The following is a 16037-nucleotide window of genomic DNA, read 5'->3' on the forward strand; positions in this document are numbered from 1 at the left end:
CATAAGTAATCCTTCCCATGATGGGAAGGTCAAGGGCTCTTGTTGGCAATGAATTTCCGAAGTTGCTTAGGAAGCCGACGCAAGCGAGAATGCGGTGTTGCTAGGGATCAAATCTTCGGGCCATGGAGAGCGATGTGAGGCAGCGAGAGAATTTGGATAAAGCACCGGCCACCGTTGCGTTCATAGATATCGCGGGATTCAGCGCTATTGCGGACGTTTATGGAGATGCGGCCGCGCTTGATGTGCTTGAGGTATTCGAGAGCATGGTCCGCGACGCCCTCAGCGGCTATGAGCCCCCGATCAAATGGATCGGCGATGAGGCAATGCTCTCGTTTCCTGAGCCCGATACAGCGATCCAGGTACTCGGAACGTTGTTGCAGGCATGCCGCAAAGAGTCGCGGCTACCCCTCACTCGGGCGGGGCTGAACCATGGGCCGGTCATCCGCAGGGCAGGCGATCTCTTTGGCACGACTGTCAACATTGCAGCACGGATAGCCGCGCTCGCATCGCCTGGTCAATTACTTGCCACTCAACCCGTTGCCGAGGCGGCTATCGCCAGAGGCATCCTGGTGCGAGACCTCGGAATGGTGGCGCTTAGATCGGTAGCCGGGCAAGTCCCTCTCTATGAAATCGAGCTTGCTCCGTTGGCTGATCCGGCCTGGATCGATCCGGTGTGTAAGATGCATGCACCGTACTCAGCCTATAGGCGGGCCGCCCCGCAGGGGCCGTGGTTTTGTTCGCCGCGTTGTGAAGAGGCATATCGACGGTCGCCGCAGACCTATGAGTTGCCCCGGTGACAGTAAGCGGATGGGGACGCCTGTTTAACTTGGCGGCCCGCTACGGAAATCAAATGTGCTTGAAGCTAGACGGATAGCCCGCTTTTTCGATGGCAGCGTTGATGGCCGCCGGTTCGAGCTTGCTCTGCACGCTGGCAGTCCTGGCCGTAAGATCAATGGTAGCGGACGCTTCCGGGTCGGCTGCTTTGATTGCTTTTTCGACTGTGCTCGCGCAATGGCCACAGGTCATATTCTGAATGTCGAACTCGTACATGGTGGTCTCCGTAATTTGCGACCATTCACATGTGGGGCTTCCCACCATGGGAAGGTCAAGAACCCGCAGGCGAAAAAGATTTGCCGCGTTTTGCCAGCTCTCGATAGAGCGCTTCCGGCGAGACTCCGATCTCATCAGCGAGGTTTTTCCATTCGCCCTTTGATGGTAGCAACCCATCATTCCACGCAAGCCATGCGCTTAGACGTGCCGCCACAGTTTTGAGGCTGGTGATCTCCGCACGCTTTCGTGCCTGCTGCAGCTGATGTGACAGATAAGAAGCCCAGGTTTCTGCGAATACGTGATCACTCCGCAGGAGCCTTCTGATGAACTGACGGGAATGATCAGCGCCTCCGAGTTCGTTACGGCGACGGCATCACAATGATACCGGGACGAGAACACGGAAGCTTCTGCGAGGACCATTCCTGGCGAAGCACGCTGCAGCACCGCGACGTTTCCATCAGCTTGATATCGAACAAGATGGATTGCACCGGCCCGCACCAGATACAATCGTGTGATCCCGTCACCTTGATTGAAGATGCGCTGACCGGCGGCAAAGTCTCCTTTACCCGTCGACAGTCGAAGAAATTGGTCGGTAAATGGATTGGACATGATGGCGATCATGTCGCAGTCAGCGAAAGCGGGCAAGAGTGGAGGGCATCCAAACTGAGGAACCCCCATGAGGTTTGTTTCGACTATCGCCGTCGTTCTTCTTTCCAATCCCACGTTCGCGGCTGAACAGCACCAGAACCACACGATATCGCCATACATCGAAGAAACTGGAAGGCAGATCAAATCCCTTTCCGAAGTTGACATCGCCGAGCTGATGCGTGGCGGCGGTTGGGGCCTTGCGAAACCGGCGGAGCTGAATGGATATCCAGGCCCATCACATCTGCTTTCGATGAAAGATGAGATTGGGCTGACGGAGGAACAGGTGGGGCGCGTTCAGTCGATTTTCGATGACATGCAACGTCGCGCGATACAGGAAGGGCAGACGTTCGTGGCAGCCGAGCGCGAGCTTGATGCCGTCTTCAAGGACAGGTCAGTTGCGGAAAGCCAACTACCGGCCCTGATCGATAACGCTGAGGAAAGCCGCTCACGCCTGCGAATGATTCATCTTTCAGCGCATCTGGAGGTAGCAGCGATCCTGACGGCAGAGCAGATTGCCGAATACAATGAGCTTCGCGGATATCGGAAATAGCACAAATTTTCGTGAGCCCGCTTTCTTCGGCCAAGGTGGCATGCGAGTATAGGCAGATGAAGTTCGTCGCCGCCATTCAACGCCTGCTTTGCGTCCTTGCAATGCTCGGAGTCATTCTTGGCCCGGTGAGTATGGGCATGGCGGAAAGCGCGATGGCCTCGTCAGGACCTGCCGCGATGGCGGGCATGGACATGCAGATGGCGTCTGCGGATACCGCTTCCATCACCGAGGAGATGCCTTGCTGTCCGGACGAGAAGCAGCCGCCAGTTGACTGCTCGAAGAACTGCCCGTTGGCGCTCATTTGCGCGTCTATGCTTCTTGTGCAAGCCTCAGACGCCACCAGCCTATCGGTTTCTTATCCAGGTGCGCCATCTTTCCTAGTTGGTCATGACGCGAGTTTGGCATCTGCCGTGGTGGAGCCTCCGGCACGACCACCACGCGTCTAGTTCTCATCCTCTTTTGACCGTCGCTGCTTGCGTGAGCGCGAGTGCGGCTACTTGTTTCCTGGCGAGGCCGTGGCCCGCCTATAGAGATGTGAACTATGAAAACCACAAGGAACTTTGCGCGTGGAAGTCTCGCTGCGATTGTCATTTTGTCAGCCTCATCGACGTTTTCTTATGCCAGCCCTCAAGACTACGAGTTTCAGCTCGTGTCTGCAGAGGTGAAACAGGGGCCAGATGCCGAAGTCTCTGTTCGTCTCGTTGATAAACGAAACGGGCAGCCCGTATCTGACGCGGTTATTTTCACCACCCGGATGGACATGGCTCCTGAGGGAATGGAGACGATGACAACGCCGGTCCAGGAACTGCCCTCGGAACAGGCGGGGACCTATAAGTTCAAGACCAATCTGAGCATGGAAGGCGGGTGGCGTTTTCAGCTTGGGGCGAAAGTTCAGGGCGAAGGCGAAACCGTGAGCGGTGAAGTCGTCGTCAAGGCCACCCCGTGAAGACCGCAACATGGCTGGCCGCCGTTACCTCCCTCGCCGTCGTCGGCGGGGGAGCGTACCTGGCTGGTGCCCAGGGAGTAGGCCAGCAGCAACTCCACATGCTTTTAGACATGGCTGTCGCTGAAGCGCAGCCGAGCAAGCCTGAACCGACCGGGGCCGTTATTTATTACCGCCATCCGGACGGGCTGCCCGAATATTCTGCCAAGCCTAAGAAAACGTCGGACGGGCGCGATTTCGTGTCCGTTCGCGAAAGTGAAGACATCAGCTTTACGGCCTCAGGCATCAAAACGGCCGAAACCTCCGACCAGCCGAAAACGTCGGCGTCAGGATCGGCTGCGACGGAACGCAAGGTCATTTATTACCGCAATCCGATGGGCCTTCCGGACACTTCCAAGGTGCCGAAGAAGGATTCCATGGGGATGGACTACATCCCGGTCTTTGAAGGAGACCAGGCCGACGCGTCGACGGTTAAGGTCTCACTCGGCAAGCTGCAACGCACCGGAGTCAAAACCGCTGCCGCCGAACTGGCGAGCATCTCGCGAAAAATCCGGGTGCCCGGAACGGTCGCCCTGGACGAGCGGCTCATCAGCGTCATCTCCATGCGCACCGATGCTTTCATCGATGACGTGGCAAATGTGACAACTGGTGACCGCATCGGCAAGGGACAGAACCTCTTCAACTTCTATTCCAAGGAGATCGCCACCGCCGGAGCTGAATTTGCTGCGGGAAAGGGTGATCTCCGCAACAGCGATGCCGGTTCGGCGCTTCGACTGAAGAACCTGGGTGTACCGGACGAAGTGATCCGGAGCATTGCCGAAAAGCATCAGGTGCCAACAAGCATCGAATATGTTTCCCCTCGTAATGGCGTCATCCTTGAACGCATGGCGACGACCGGAATGATGGCGAAACCGGGTGATCCGTTGTTTCGGATTGCGGACACATCGCATGTCTGGGTCATCGCCGACGTCCCGGAGTTCGATCTGGCTTCCATTCAAAAAGGAGGCCCGGTTGCCGTGACGGTTCGGAGCCTGCCGGGCAGGACCTTCGAAGGAACCGTCGATCTCATCTATCCAGAAATCCAGCAGGAGACCCGGACCACGAAGGTCAGGATCGAGCTTCCAAATCCGGACGGTATTCTGATGGCCAACATGTATGCCGACGTCGAGATCGAAGCTGGCGTACAGACGCCAGTCGTTGCCGTGCCCAACAGTGCGGTCATCGATACCGGTGACCGGCAGATCGTCTTCATAGACAAAGGTGACGGCAAGTTCGAGCCAAAGGATGTGTCTCTGGGCATGCGCGGTGAAGAGCAGACCGAGATCACCAAAGGCATCGCAGCAGGCGATCAGGTGGTGGTGGCGGCGAACTTCCTTCTCGACGCCGAAAGCAATCTCAACTCGGCCCTCAGCGGCATGGCGACAGATGAGGTGAAGCCATGATCTCCCGCGTCATCTCCTGGTCCGCTCACAATCTCGTTCTGATCTTCGTCGGCGCGGCGCTTGCCGTCGCGGGCGGCATCTATGCCCTGCGGTCTCTGCCGCTCGACGCCATTCCCGATCTCTCCGACATCCAGGTTATCGTCTACACCGAGTATCCCGGCCAGGCCCCGCAGGTGGTCGAGGATCAGGTCACCTATCCGCTGACGACGTCGATGCTGACGGTCCCGAAGTCCAAGGTCGTTCGCGGCTTCTCCTTCTTCGGCGTCTCCTTCGTCTACGTGATCTTCGACGACGGCACCGATCCCTACTGGGCGCGAAGCCGGGTGCTGGAATATCTGAACGCGGCGTCGAGCCGCCTGCCTCAAGGTGTGACGCCGACGCTCGGCCCAGACGCCACGGGCGTCGGCTGGGTCTACCAATACGCTGTCGTTGCCAAGAACCTCACGCTTGCGGAACTCCGCTCTCTGCAGGACTGGGTCGTGCGTTTCGGCGTCTCCAAGTCAGAGGGGGTCGCCGAAGTGGCCAGCGTCGGCGGCTTCGTGAAGCAGTATTCCATCGTCGTTGATCCCTCTCGGCTGAAGGCTCAGGGTATATCGCTTAACGACATTTCCAATGCGGTCCGGGCCAGCAACACGGATGTCGGCGGCCGAACCATCGAGCTTTCCGAATTCGAGTTCATGGTGCGCGGACGCGGCTATCTCAAGGGCATCAGCGACATTGAGAATACCGTGCTCAAGACGCGGGGCGGCACGCCGCTCAGGCTGGGCGACGTCGCCAAGGTGGAACTCGTTCCTGATGAACGAAGGGGAATTACCGAGCTGAACGGCGAAGGCGAAGTCGCAAGCGGCATCGTCCTGCAGCGGTTCGGAGCCAACGCCCTGACCGTGATCGATAACGCCAAGAAGAGTTTGACTTCGGTACAAAGCAGCCTTCCGGCGGGAGCGGAGATCGTGCCGGTCTACGACCGGTCGACATTGATCGAGTCCGCCATCGAGACGCTGAAGGGCACCTTGATCGAGGAGTCCATCGTCGTCGCGCTGGTAACGGTTGCCTTCCTTCTGCATGTTCGCAGCGCTCTGGTGGCAATCATCATGCTGCCAGTCGGCATCCTCATCGCCTTCGTCGCCATGAAGATTATCGGCATTGGCGCGAACATCATGAGTCTTGGCGGAATTGCCATTGCCATCGGCGCGATGATCGATGCGGCCATCGTCATGATCGAGAACGCTCACAAGCATCTCGAACGCGCACCACCGGACAAGCCAAGGATCAAGATACTGGTCGACGCCGCCAGCGAAGTCGGACCAGCGCTGTTCTACAGCCTGCTGATCATCACAGTGTCGTTCCTGCCGATCTTCACGTTGGAATCGCAGGAAGGGCGGCTGTTCGGGCCACTCGCCTTCACCAAGACGTTCGCCATGGCGGCGGCAGCATTCCTCTCAGTCACGCTTGTTCCCGCCTTGATGATCCTCTTCGTGCGCGGCCGCATCGTGCCCGAGCATAAGAATCCGCTGAACCGCTTTTTGATCTGGATTTACCGGCCGGTGATCGCGGGAGTCCTCAAGGTCAAGACGCTGACTATCCTGGCCGCCGTCGCGATCCTGGCGGCAACCGCATGGCCGATGCAGCATATCGGCAGCGAATTCATGCCCAACCTCGACGAGGGCACGCTGATGTATATGCCGACCACGTTGCCTGGCATTTCCGTGACCAAGGCGGCCGAACTGATGCAAACGCAGGATCGCATCATCAAATCGTTCCCGGAGGTCGAGAGCGTGTTTGGCAAGGCGGGCAGGGCACTGACGGCCACCGACCCAGCGCCGACAGAAATGTTCGAGACGATCATTACACTGAAGCCAAAATCGCAGTGGCGACCTGGGGTGACGACGGACAGCCTGAAGCAGGAGATGGACGCGGCCCTGCAGTTTCCGGGTGTCTCCAATGCCTGGACGATGCCGATCCGCGCCCGCATCGACATGCTGTCGACCGGCATCAGAACGCCCGTGGGGGTCAAAGTCTACGGCACCGATCTTGGCGAGATGGAAAAGGTCGCCCGCCAGATCGAAAGCGTGCTGAAAACTATCCCCGGAACATCGAGCGCCTACGCTGAACGGGTTATTGGCGGCTACTATCTCGACATCGTTCCAGATCGGATCGCCCTCGGCCGATACGGTCTGACGGTCAACGATATTCAGGACGTCATCAGCATGGCGCTCGGCTCTGAAGTCGTCACCTCGACGGTGGAGGGACGGGAGCGCTACGGAGTGGCCATTCGCTATCCACGAGCCTCCCGAAGTGACCCGCAAGCTATTGCTAGGGACGTCCAGATATCGCTGCCAGGCGGCGGTACCGTCCCGCTCGGCGAAGTAGCTGATGTGAAACTGACGCGCGGGGCGACGACAATCCGGACAGAGAACGGTCAGCTAGCCGTTTACATCTTCGTTGATATCGCCAATCGAGACTTGGGCGGCTACGTGGCGGAAGCGCAGGAGGCCGTCGCAAAAAGCCTGAAAATGCCAGCAGGCTATTCTGTCGCCTGGAGCGGCCAGTTCGAGTATCTCGAACGCGCAAAGGCACGCCTGATGATCGTCGTGCCGCTGACCTTGGCGCTGATCTTCCTGCTGCTCTACCTGAACTTCAAGGCGCTGACAGAGACGATGATCGTCATGCTGTCCCTGCCATTCGCACTGGTTGGCGGCATCTGGCTCATGTGGTGGCTCGGCTTCAACGCGTCAGTCGCCGTCGCGGTCGGATTTATCGCGCTTGCCGGGGTGGCGGCGGAGACGGGCGTGATCATGCTGATCTATCTCGACCAGGCCTTGAAGGAGCGACGCTCCATTTGCGCGACGGAAGGGCGGCACTTCACGAGAGCCGATCTTCATCAGGCGATCATGGTCGGGGCGGTCGAACGCGTCCGGCCGAAGATGATGACGGTTGTGGCCATCATGGCGGGGCTTGTGCCCATCCTCTGGAGCACTGGCACCGGATCGGAAATCATGCAGCGGATCGCAGTGCCGATGATCGGCGGCATGATTTCTTCGACGCTCCTCACCCTGGTGGTTATCCCGGCGATCTATGGGCTGGTAAAGGGCTGGCGGCTGCCCGACAGCGCAAAGGTTCCGCTCGCCGTTAAGCCTGGCTCGGACGAACTGAGCGAAGCGGCCGAATGAGAGGAGATGCCATGATGAATGACATGATGGCCAGCGGAATGATGTGGGGAATGGGCCTCGCGGCGCTTATTGGTGCTGTCGTCATCGTTCTGGTGATCGCAGCGCTCGTAAAATACGTGTTCTTTCGCTGAGCCGGATGCTTGTCCCGTAGGCGGGGCAAGCGCTCTCCGAAATGTGGTTTGACCGATCACAGACTCGACTCCGATAATGCAATTCTGACATGTCCGGCACGATGGTCGCCTCGACTCTGCTCCCGTCTCCGGACGTCATCCGAAAGGACAATCAAAATGAAAAGAAGAGAGTTCCTTTGGTCCGTCGTTGCCGCTGGATCGATTTCGTGGATTGGGCCAGCGCGGGCGGCCGGTGAAAACATGACCGTTTATAAGGACCCGAATTGCGGCTGCTGCGAGGCCTGGGCGAACGCAATGACCAACGCGGGCTTTACTGTCACGGCGAAGCATGCCGATGACCTGGCAGCTATCAAGGCAAAATACAGAATCCCTGCGGAGATGCAGGGCTGCCATACTGCTGTCTCCGGCCCTTATTTCTTCGAGGGACACGTTCCATTGGAGGCGGTTGAAACGGTTATGAACAAGCGGCCGGATATTGCGGGCTTGGCGGTGCCAGGGATGCCAGCAGGGTCACTTGGAATGGGAAACGATCCGCAAGCGTCGTACGACGTCTACAGTCTGGCGAAGGACGGGAAGGCCGAAGTTTTCATGAGCGTGCGCTCGTCTTAATCAAGGATGAGCGTTTCCAACGCGACGGCACAGAGGAAGAGCAGAGCCGCCAGTGAAGCAAGCAGTGCGATCTGGCGATTTGCCTTGACGAGCACGCCGCGCCGAACACCTCGTTTCGGCCGCAAGCGATGCTCGCGAACGAGAGCGACATTGGACCGGAAACGCTTCTTTTTTCCTGACGTGTCTGCCTCCCTTGAAACGGCGGCTGCTGTTGAAATCACCAGCCGCCGCCGCATTCTACACCTTAAAGGACTTTTAGGTTCTCAGCGGACGATTTCCCCGTTCGCTGATCCTGGACGACGTCGTAGCTGACCTTTTGGCCCTCCTGCAGATCCGAACGTTGAACGGCTGAAATGTGGACGACAGTGTCGGTCGATCCGTCATCCGGCTCGATGAAGCCAAATCCTTTGTCCGGATCGAACCACTTAAGTGTACCCAGGGGTAAATTTAATCCCAGCCCCTGACCAAAATTAGGAATGCCTACCGTCGCAAGAGTCGGTCGCAGAACTCCGACTTTTGCGACTCGGCTTTGCGACAGAAACTCTCCCGGTCTTCGCCACTGACGATTTTGTCGCCGATATTAGGATTTCCGCCAAGATAACCAGCTCCGGCGGTTAAAGCCCAAGCTCGTTATCGCGCATCAGCGGCTGGAGGAGAGAACACGTTCCCGCAGAAGGAGGAAGGTCCTCTCTACGCAAAACCAGAGTACGGTTGCTGTCACAAAGCTCGTCGCCAGATAGACCACGAAGCCGATGCCGCCCTGGAGGTTCTCTTCCCCAAAGATAAGCCTGTCGACATGGAAGGCCGACTTGTGGGTCAGATAAAGGCTGTACGACAGGGTGGCGATGACCGCAGCACCCGGAATCGGCCACCGTCTCATGACCTGCTCTAGGTCGAGCATAGCGCCAAGAATGAAAGCGATACCGTTGGAAATGAGCGGGAATCCTGCCACCGAACCAAGCTGCGCCTGAAACACGAGAAAGAGATTGGTTCCTTCAAGTGGCCCTCGAATCGAAGACAGCACGAGAGCGGCCACGACGAGAGCGACGCCCACCGGCAGGGCAATACGCGGAGGCGCGTAACGCTTGCAGAGTTCCGGCTTGAAAAACCGCGCAGCAGCAAGGATCACACCGAACATCAGGCCATCTAGGCGGGTGTATGTCGGGTAGTATACGTCCCTGAGATAGACCGCGAAGGCATCCCTCAGCTTGTTGGCATCAACGAGGACGCCGACTTGGCTTTCCCAAATCGCGTATCGAAGGATCATTCCCGCAATCACCATTGCTGCAGCGATGAGAAGCGTGCAACCCGTGCTTATACGACGATGCAAGAACAAGACGAGTAGCGGCAAAACCAGATAGAAGTGCTCCTCCACACAAAGCGACCAAGCCTGTGTAAAGGCTCGGCCTACGCGCGGGTCGAAGTCGAAATTCACAGTGAAGGCCGCAAAGCTCCAGATCGATTGCATCGTCGGAGCATCTCGAAGCACCGGGAAGATTGCATAGAGACCGAGAACAACAAAAAACGCCGGGAAAATACGGAACGCGCGGCGGAGATAGAAGGATTTCAGACCCACGCTTCCCGTTCGCGAGACTTCTTTAAAGAGTTGGGTTCCGATCAGAAACCCGCTCAGAACAAAGAAAATGTCGACCCCTAGCCATGCATAGGTACGAACGCCGACCAGTAAGGATGGTGTTGCCTCGACGGGGAGATGAACGAGCATAACAAGCAGGATCGCCAATGATCGGAGGACATCAGGGCCAACCGCCCTGGATTGCTCCTTTTCTGTTGTATGAGACGAGAGTCTTCCCGCTGATTGGAAATATGCAGAATGTATTCATTGTGACGATCCGTGACTGTCTCTGAAAAGATTGGGACACGCTCAGAGACGTGTTGGTGCAACCTTAGCTTTCTTTTTTCAGATCAAAACCGGCAGTCTTGGATCGATAAATTAGCCTAAACTTTTCGTAAAATTCCGTCGCAAATATCCGCTGCAGCGGCACCCAGATGCCCTCATGCCCCAACGTCAATCACCAGCATAAGGCCCCCGCCGCCTTGAACCTCGACGTTATTGTTCGTCGTATGGTGGGAGATGTGGCAGTGAACGAGCCATTTCCCTGGCCGCTGGGCTCTCCACAGGACATCGTATCGTTGCCCAGGTCCGACGTTGACCGTATCGGCAAGATAGCGGGCACTTTGCTGCAGCGTCGCTCCGTCGACTGCGGCTACCTCGAATGGTCCGCCGTGAATGTGCATCGGGTGGATAGCCGTCGTATGGGACCCGACGAAGCGCACCTTCAAGGTCTGACCAACCTTCATCTTGATCGTGTCGGTCGCCGGATAGGATTTCCCGTTGATGGTGAAGAAGTTCGGCAATGCGCCTTCCATTGGCATTGCCGGATAGGTGAGCCATTCACGTTTCAGCCACTCTTGTAGCTGCAGCGTATATTCGAGGTCGGCCGGAATTTCGTCGGTCGGGTTCTTCGGATCAATGATCAGGGCACCGTAGAGCCCAAGCGACTGCTGTCGGTCGACGTGATCATGCGTGTGGTAGAAATAGGTCCCGCTCTGGCCGACGGTGTATTCGTAGCTATAGCTTTCGCCCGGCTCGATGGGCTTCTGCGTAACCTCGGCGGGGCCGTCCATCTCGTTCGGCAAGATCAAGCCGTGCCAATGGACGGTGGTGCTTTCCGGCAGGTTGTTGGTGACATTGATCCGAACCCGGTCGCCCTCGGTAACCCGCAACGTCGGACCGGGCACTTGGTTATTATAGGCGTAGGCTTCCACTGTCTCGCCCGCCAGGATCGGCCAACGAATGACGGCCGCCGTCAGATCGAACACTTTGACGCCGTCTTCAAGGCGAGGTTCCAGGGGCCTTGCACCGGGGGACCCGGCGGCAGCCTCAAAGCTTATTCGACGTGGATCGACTGCCGCCATATCCAACATAGCGTCGCCCGGCGTGTCGAACGTCATGATCATGCCCGGAGCCATGATGGCACCACCGACGTCATGGGCGTTCAGTTGCATGTTCACCTTGGTGAAAGGGTAGGCGAAACCGGCGACGAGCATGAGTGTCGTGAATGAGGCCACGGCAGCAAGCTGCGCTCTCGTCGGAGCAAAGGCGGGAGACTGCCCAGCCTGATGGGAAGCGTCCTTGTTATGTGCTGCATGGTCAGACGCCTCAGAGCGCGTGTGATGAACTGTGTGTCCAGGGCTGCCACGCGGTTTTGTGACCTCTGCCGGAGTGTCACCGCGATCCGTCATGAGACCGTGTTTCAAGCCTTTGGATACCAACCAGGCATTGAACGGGTAGGCCGTCGCGAAGCCGACACCAACTCCCAGCGCCATCACGCCCCAGAATAGCATCTCGCCCGGCCACATCGCCCTCATGTCTCTGCCCATCATCAAAATGGCCATGACGGGAGCCATACCCGCCATCATCGCGTTCATGCTGATGAATTCTGGCATGAAGGATTTGCGGACATTCTCCCAATAGCTTCCACCCATCATGTTTTTCATGAAGAGCGCCTGAAAGATGAAAAGGCCGAGGGCGAACCCGGCCACGTACTCGATGATGATATCCAGCCACATCGGCAACCCGAGCACCGCCGTTATGACCGCTGCGATGATGATCCCCGTTGCGTCCCCCGCCACGCAATGAATCGTGCTGCCGATGCCCTGTTTCCATAGCGGTTTAATGAATTCCTCGTGCGTATTGGGCGCGGGTTCCTTGTCGGCGAGCACGTACAGCAGCAATCCGACGGGACCGAGGTATAGGGTGACGAGGATGAAGCCCCATTTCATCACGGCAGGCTCAGGATTGTTGCGGAACTGATCCCACGCGACGTACGCGGTGCTGAGTGCCGCAAGGATGAACCAAGCAAACAGGAGATAGTCGACGGGCTGAATGAACAAACGAACCTCCTCTTTTAACTCGCGCAGGCTGAGGCTTTCCATCGTTGGAAGGTCAAGTGTGATAGGCTAAAGCAAAAGGTAGAGCCCGACGCGTTGACCGAAAAGATGAACTTCACCATTATGGCGACGATGAATCACGGATGGCCTGTGTGCAAATGAGCAAATGCGCCTGCTGATCAACGCCTTTATCGCGACGATAATCCTGCTGGGGTCGCTTGCCGCGCCCTGCATCGCCGCGCCGGTTGATCATAATCATGCCGGTCAGGTTTCCATTAGCGCCACTTCGACTTCCGGGAGACACCATCGCGGTGACGGCCGATCTCTTTCAGGATCGCACTGTTGGTCGGATGGCATCGTGGCGCAGGCCCCTGAATCTCTTCATATCCGACCCACCGTTATATTGTTTGGCATTACCGCTTCTGTCGTGATCACAGGCATTCTGGAGCCTGTCGAGCAACGTCCCCCTATCGCTTTCGTCTGAGTTTTCTTCGTTAGAAATTCCAGACCAAAGGGAAGGGCATGACTTTTCGCACGTCTCTATTTGCAAGCCACAGCAGTGGTTTATCGTCACTACCGAATTTCTTGAATCAAATAGCCCGGGCCTGGCAATCGCTCCGTTGGGTGGCGTTTGCCGTGGTCGCCGTGCTCCTGAGCGGCTGCATGCAGTCGCTCGATGGTCTTGGCGAGGCTTCTCATGACATTCCGCCGAAGCTGCTGGCTAGTATGCGGGCAAAAGGTATGAAGCCGGAAAGTCCGGTTCTCATCCGCATCTTCAAAATGGAAAGCGAATTGGAGGTCTGGAAAGTCGACAGCAGCGGTAAATACGCGTTGCTCAAGACTTATCCAATGTGTCGCTGGTCCGGCAAATTGGGTCCGAAAATGAAGACCGGCGACCGACAGGCACCCGAGGGGTTCTACCGAGTTTCGACGGGCGGCCTGAATCCAAAATCACAGTTCTATCTCTCGTTTAACCTCGGCTATCCGAACCGCCTGGAAGCTGCCCTTGGCTATTCCGGCGAGGCCCTGATGGTGCATGGCGCTTGCTCGTCATCAGGGTGCTTTGCCCTGACCGACCAGGGTGTCGGTGAAATCTACGCTGTCGTCGAGAAGGCTCTGAAAGGCGGGCAGGGCGCGTTCCAGGTGCAAGCCTATCCATTTCGCATGACACCACAGAACCTGGCAGCGCATCGTGATGACCCGAACTTTGCCTTCTGGAAGAACCTCAAGGAAGGCTACGATATTTTTGAGGTTCGGCGACGCGAGCCCCGGGTTGCCGCCTGCGGCACGAAGTACGTCTTCGACGCCGAATTCAAGGATGGCGACCCCGACGATCCGCTCGCCGCGTGTCCGGAGCGCGTCGATCCATCTGATCCTGCGGTCGTAGCCAAATCATCTGCTGACGAAAAGAAATACCAGGAGCTGGCTGCCAAAGATTTCACGCCGCTGGCCTATCAGGATGGCGGAATGCATCCGAGCTTTCGTGCGCTGCTCAAGGAAAACGGCGACGTTAAGCTCGCGGAGAAGGTCTCGGTCATCAAGTATCCGATCAGTCGTCCGGCTTCGGCGTTGGCTGATCCATTCGACAGAAAGGAATAACGGACCTTGTCGGGGCCTGGATTGCGCCATGCACTGCTATCGTCAAATCTGAAAGCGAGGACGCCATGCGAATGCTACTTGCGGGGATCATGATCGTGGTGGCTACACTCGCTCATGCTCATCAAGCGCCGTCGGGCTTCACCTATGAGCCCTTCTGCTGCAACGGTGACGGTAAGAGCGGCGATTGCCAAAGGATTCCGTCGAAAACTGTGCGTCCTGGTGATGGCGGATACATAGTAACGCTTCTGCCTGGCGATCATCGCCTGGTCACGCGCAAGCACGTCTTTTCCATCCCGCAGGCCGAAACAAGAGAGTCTCCGGATGGCGCTTATCACCTCTGCCTTTTTCCCAGCGAAAACAGAGTGCGTTGCTTTTTTGCTCCAGCGATGAGTTTCTAAGCTAAGGAGAGCAGCGTCCGCGCCGACTATCGCCGTGCGCTCGGCATGGTCATCTGCGTCGCTCGCTGAATACGCCAGTGGCCGCCAGGAATTGCCGCTGCTCTACAGGCGACGGCTCCTGAGCTGTCTTAGCTGTCGGCTGAAAAACGCTAACCCGGGGGCCCGGTGTAACCGACCGCATTCGGCCCCCCGTTCATCTCTCGTAACTTGACGACGTACTGCTGCGGGCGGAGCCAGATGCCGGGCGTCTTATACCCCATGGAACGTGCTATTTTTCCGACGAAGGCATTGCAGTTACTAACTGTCGCCTGCCAGAAACGGGAAGTGGCCTGCAGCTTGCGTATGTACGCAACAACGTCCCTGTATTCCTGTTCGTTCAGCGTAACGCGCCAGCTAGCCGACCTGTACCTGTCATCCAGGTCTCCGTCGCTCTCCCCGGTCTCGGCTGGCACCGGTATATAATGGCCCAGGATGTAGGGTAATACACTATTCGAAGCCGGATGCAGACCGGCCACTTCGCGATCAATGATGTTGCCCGCCTTGCCCATACGCCCAAAAATCACGTAAGTGTGGCCGTAGCTGAGGGCATAGCGGGAACGGAACTCAATGAAAAATCGCCCTACCTTTTGTTGATGTCGCGCTGCCGTGACCACATTCCGTGGTGTCGTTGCAGAGACTGTCGGAACGGTTACGTCGCCGGACGCAGAATCCGACCTGGTCTCCCCTCGCGTCGGACAAACCGCTGTTGCGAGTGCGAGCAAGGTTACAAACAATAGGCGACCGCTCATGAGCGACTCCACTCACTAACTCCGAAGAACACACGAAGCTGGATGATTGGACGGCCACGCCGTATGCCTTCAGTCCGATCCGGTCGGGATCAAGCGTTGAGGGGCGGATGCAAGCCTCCTCAGTTGCGAATATCGGTTGCAGAATACCACAAATAGAGCTGGCCGCTAAATCATTTTCCGCGAAAACTTACGTTCGGCCGCCTTCCCGCTCCTGGTGCTTGCGCCACCCGTATCGGGTCATTCCGTGCGGTTTGTACACCGACAGCATTGTCGTTACGAGCAGTACGACGAGACCACCGGCAGCATGGATAACGAGTGAGCGCCTCAGGCCGAGAAGGTCGGTGTTCAACAAGCTTGTCTCGGTCGACACCGTTGCCATGAAGGATATTCCCTCCATCTGCAGCAGCAAGACGATCAGGGTAAAGAGGGTCAGCAGGAGTTTCACCAAGACCCAGTAGTGTCTGAACAGCCCCCATGTGGTGCCCAGTGCCTGGACGAGCCCCGTGAGCAAGGAGGCGAAAACCAAAGGCACCACGACGAACCGCGCGATCACTTCCATTGCGAGATAGGGGCTCCGCATCACCTGAACGTCCTGACTGGTCAGCCCTACGAGGGCGAGCGCAAGAAAGCCTGCGACCGCTCCGAGCGACCCGACCGAGGAAACGATATGCGTGACGAGAGCAATCTTGCGGAAGCCAGGAGTCATGATCATCATTGATCACCTGCGGGTGGTCTCTGGCTGTCCGTATCAGGGGGAGAGAGGTGGCGGCCTGGCCCGTGAGGACCACCAACGCCGG

The 16037-nt window shown here is 57.6% G+C and carries 18 protein-coding genes; 10 read left to right on the plus strand and 8 right to left on the minus strand.

From position 1 onward, the window contains the following. Window positions 1-134: 134 nt before the first annotated feature. Window positions 135-797, plus strand: coding sequence for an adenylate/guanylate cyclase domain-containing protein (locus ACZ9DP_RS22610; RefSeq protein WP_476203632.1), 663 nt, complete (start codon window positions 135-137; stop codon window positions 795-797). Window positions 798-846: 49 nt separating this feature from the next. Here the strand turns inward: ACZ9DP_RS22610 and ACZ9DP_RS22615 are convergent, their stop codons facing one another. Both ACZ9DP_RS22615 and ACZ9DP_RS22620 read right to left on the minus strand, forming a co-directional pair. Next, complete coding sequence (locus tag ACZ9DP_RS22615; protein ID WP_476203633.1) at window positions 847-1050, minus strand: heavy-metal-associated domain-containing protein; 204 nt, start codon at window positions 1048-1050, stop codon at window positions 847-849. Between the two features lie 198 nt (window positions 1051-1248). After that, window positions 1249-1671, minus strand: a complete 423-nt coding sequence (locus tag ACZ9DP_RS22620; RefSeq protein ID WP_476203634.1) for a Crp/Fnr family transcriptional regulator — start codon at window positions 1669-1671, stop codon at window positions 1249-1251. A gap of 55 nt (window positions 1672-1726) precedes the next feature. On the opposite strand from ACZ9DP_RS22620, the gene ACZ9DP_RS22625 reads away from it, so the two are divergent. From ACZ9DP_RS22625 to ACZ9DP_RS22650, 6 genes are all read left to right on the plus strand, one after another. Continuing rightward, window positions 1727-2248, plus strand: coding sequence for a Spy/CpxP family protein refolding chaperone (locus tag ACZ9DP_RS22625; RefSeq protein WP_476203635.1), 522 nt, complete (start codon window positions 1727-1729; stop codon window positions 2246-2248). A gap of 56 nt (window positions 2249-2304) precedes the next feature. Continuing rightward, a complete protein-coding gene (locus ACZ9DP_RS22630; protein ID WP_476203636.1) occupies window positions 2305-2694 on the plus strand; it encodes a hypothetical protein in 390 nt (129 codons plus the stop codon). 95 nt (window positions 2695-2789) lie between these two features. Continuing rightward, window positions 2790-3194 (plus strand): FixH family protein, encoded by a 405-nt coding sequence (locus ACZ9DP_RS22635; RefSeq protein WP_476203637.1) that lies wholly within the window; start codon window positions 2790-2792, stop codon window positions 3192-3194. Continuing rightward, window positions 3191-4633 carry an efflux RND transporter periplasmic adaptor subunit gene (locus ACZ9DP_RS22640; RefSeq protein WP_476203638.1) on the plus strand — a complete coding sequence of 481 codons (1443 nt, stop codon included), beginning with the start codon at window positions 3191-3193 and terminating at the stop codon, window positions 4631-4633. Before ACZ9DP_RS22635 ends, ACZ9DP_RS22640 begins: the two co-directional genes overlap by 4 nt. Continuing rightward, window positions 4630-7803 carry an efflux RND transporter permease subunit gene (locus tag ACZ9DP_RS22645; protein ID WP_476203639.1) on the plus strand — a complete coding sequence of 1058 codons (3174 nt, stop codon included), beginning with the start codon at window positions 4630-4632 and terminating at the stop codon, window positions 7801-7803. Before ACZ9DP_RS22640 ends, ACZ9DP_RS22645 begins: the two co-directional genes overlap by 4 nt. Before the next feature lie 287 nt (window positions 7804-8090). Next, the gene (locus ACZ9DP_RS22650; protein ID WP_476203640.1) at window positions 8091-8543 is read left to right on the plus strand and encodes a DUF411 domain-containing protein; all 453 of its coding nucleotides are present in this window, start codon (window positions 8091-8093) and stop codon (window positions 8541-8543) included. Here ACZ9DP_RS22650 and ACZ9DP_RS22655 read toward each other — a convergent pair. The 4 genes from ACZ9DP_RS22655 to ACZ9DP_RS22670 all read right to left on the minus strand — a co-directional run bounded on the left by ACZ9DP_RS22655 (window position 8540) and on the right by ACZ9DP_RS22670 (window position 12500). Beyond that, the gene (locus tag ACZ9DP_RS22655) at window positions 8540-8668 is read right to left on the minus strand and encodes a hypothetical protein (RefSeq protein WP_476203642.1); all 129 of its coding nucleotides are present in this window, start codon (window positions 8666-8668) and stop codon (window positions 8540-8542) included. The genes ACZ9DP_RS22650 and ACZ9DP_RS22655 overlap by 4 nt on opposite strands. Before the next feature lie 119 nt (window positions 8669-8787). Then, window positions 8788-8982, minus strand: coding sequence for a cold-shock protein (locus ACZ9DP_RS22660; protein WP_476205455.1), 195 nt, complete (start codon window positions 8980-8982; stop codon window positions 8788-8790). A gap of 201 nt (window positions 8983-9183) precedes the next feature. After that, the gene (locus ACZ9DP_RS22665) at window positions 9184-10380 is read right to left on the minus strand and encodes an acyltransferase family protein (protein ID WP_476205456.1); all 1197 of its coding nucleotides are present in this window, start codon (window positions 10378-10380) and stop codon (window positions 9184-9186) included. 176 nt (window positions 10381-10556) lie between these two features. Then, window positions 10557-12500 carry a multicopper oxidase domain-containing protein gene (locus ACZ9DP_RS22670; protein WP_476203643.1) on the minus strand — a complete coding sequence of 648 codons (1944 nt, stop codon included), beginning with the start codon at window positions 12498-12500 and terminating at the stop codon, window positions 10557-10559. Between the two features lie 121 nt (window positions 12501-12621). Between ACZ9DP_RS22670 and ACZ9DP_RS22675 the strand changes: the two genes are divergently transcribed. The 3 genes from ACZ9DP_RS22675 (at window position 12622) to ACZ9DP_RS22685 (ending at window position 14452) form a co-directional block, all read left to right on the plus strand. Next, a complete protein-coding gene (locus tag ACZ9DP_RS22675) occupies window positions 12622-12939 on the plus strand; it encodes a hypothetical protein (RefSeq protein WP_476203644.1) in 318 nt (105 codons plus the stop codon). A gap of 179 nt (window positions 12940-13118) precedes the next feature. Next, window positions 13119-14054 carry a hypothetical protein gene (locus ACZ9DP_RS22680; protein WP_476205457.1) on the plus strand — a complete coding sequence of 312 codons (936 nt, stop codon included), beginning with the start codon at window positions 13119-13121 and terminating at the stop codon, window positions 14052-14054. Window positions 14055-14119: 65 nt separating this feature from the next. Then, window positions 14120-14452 carry a hypothetical protein gene (locus ACZ9DP_RS22685; protein WP_476203645.1) on the plus strand — a complete coding sequence of 111 codons (333 nt, stop codon included), beginning with the start codon at window positions 14120-14122 and terminating at the stop codon, window positions 14450-14452. A 149-nt stretch (window positions 14453-14601) separates the two neighbouring features. On the opposite strand, the gene ACZ9DP_RS22690 is transcribed toward ACZ9DP_RS22685, so the two are convergent. Both ACZ9DP_RS22690 and ACZ9DP_RS22695 read right to left on the minus strand, forming a co-directional pair. Continuing rightward, complete coding sequence (locus ACZ9DP_RS22690; RefSeq protein ID WP_476203646.1) at window positions 14602-15240, minus strand: hypothetical protein; 639 nt, start codon at window positions 15238-15240, stop codon at window positions 14602-14604. A 187-nt stretch (window positions 15241-15427) separates the two neighbouring features. Beyond that, entirely contained in the window at window positions 15428-15952 is a 525-nt protein-coding gene (locus ACZ9DP_RS22695; protein WP_476203647.1) for a hypothetical protein, read from the minus strand. Window positions 15953-16037 lie beyond the last annotated feature (85 nt).

This window comes from Rhizobium sp. USDA 4016, from assembly GCF_056279705.1.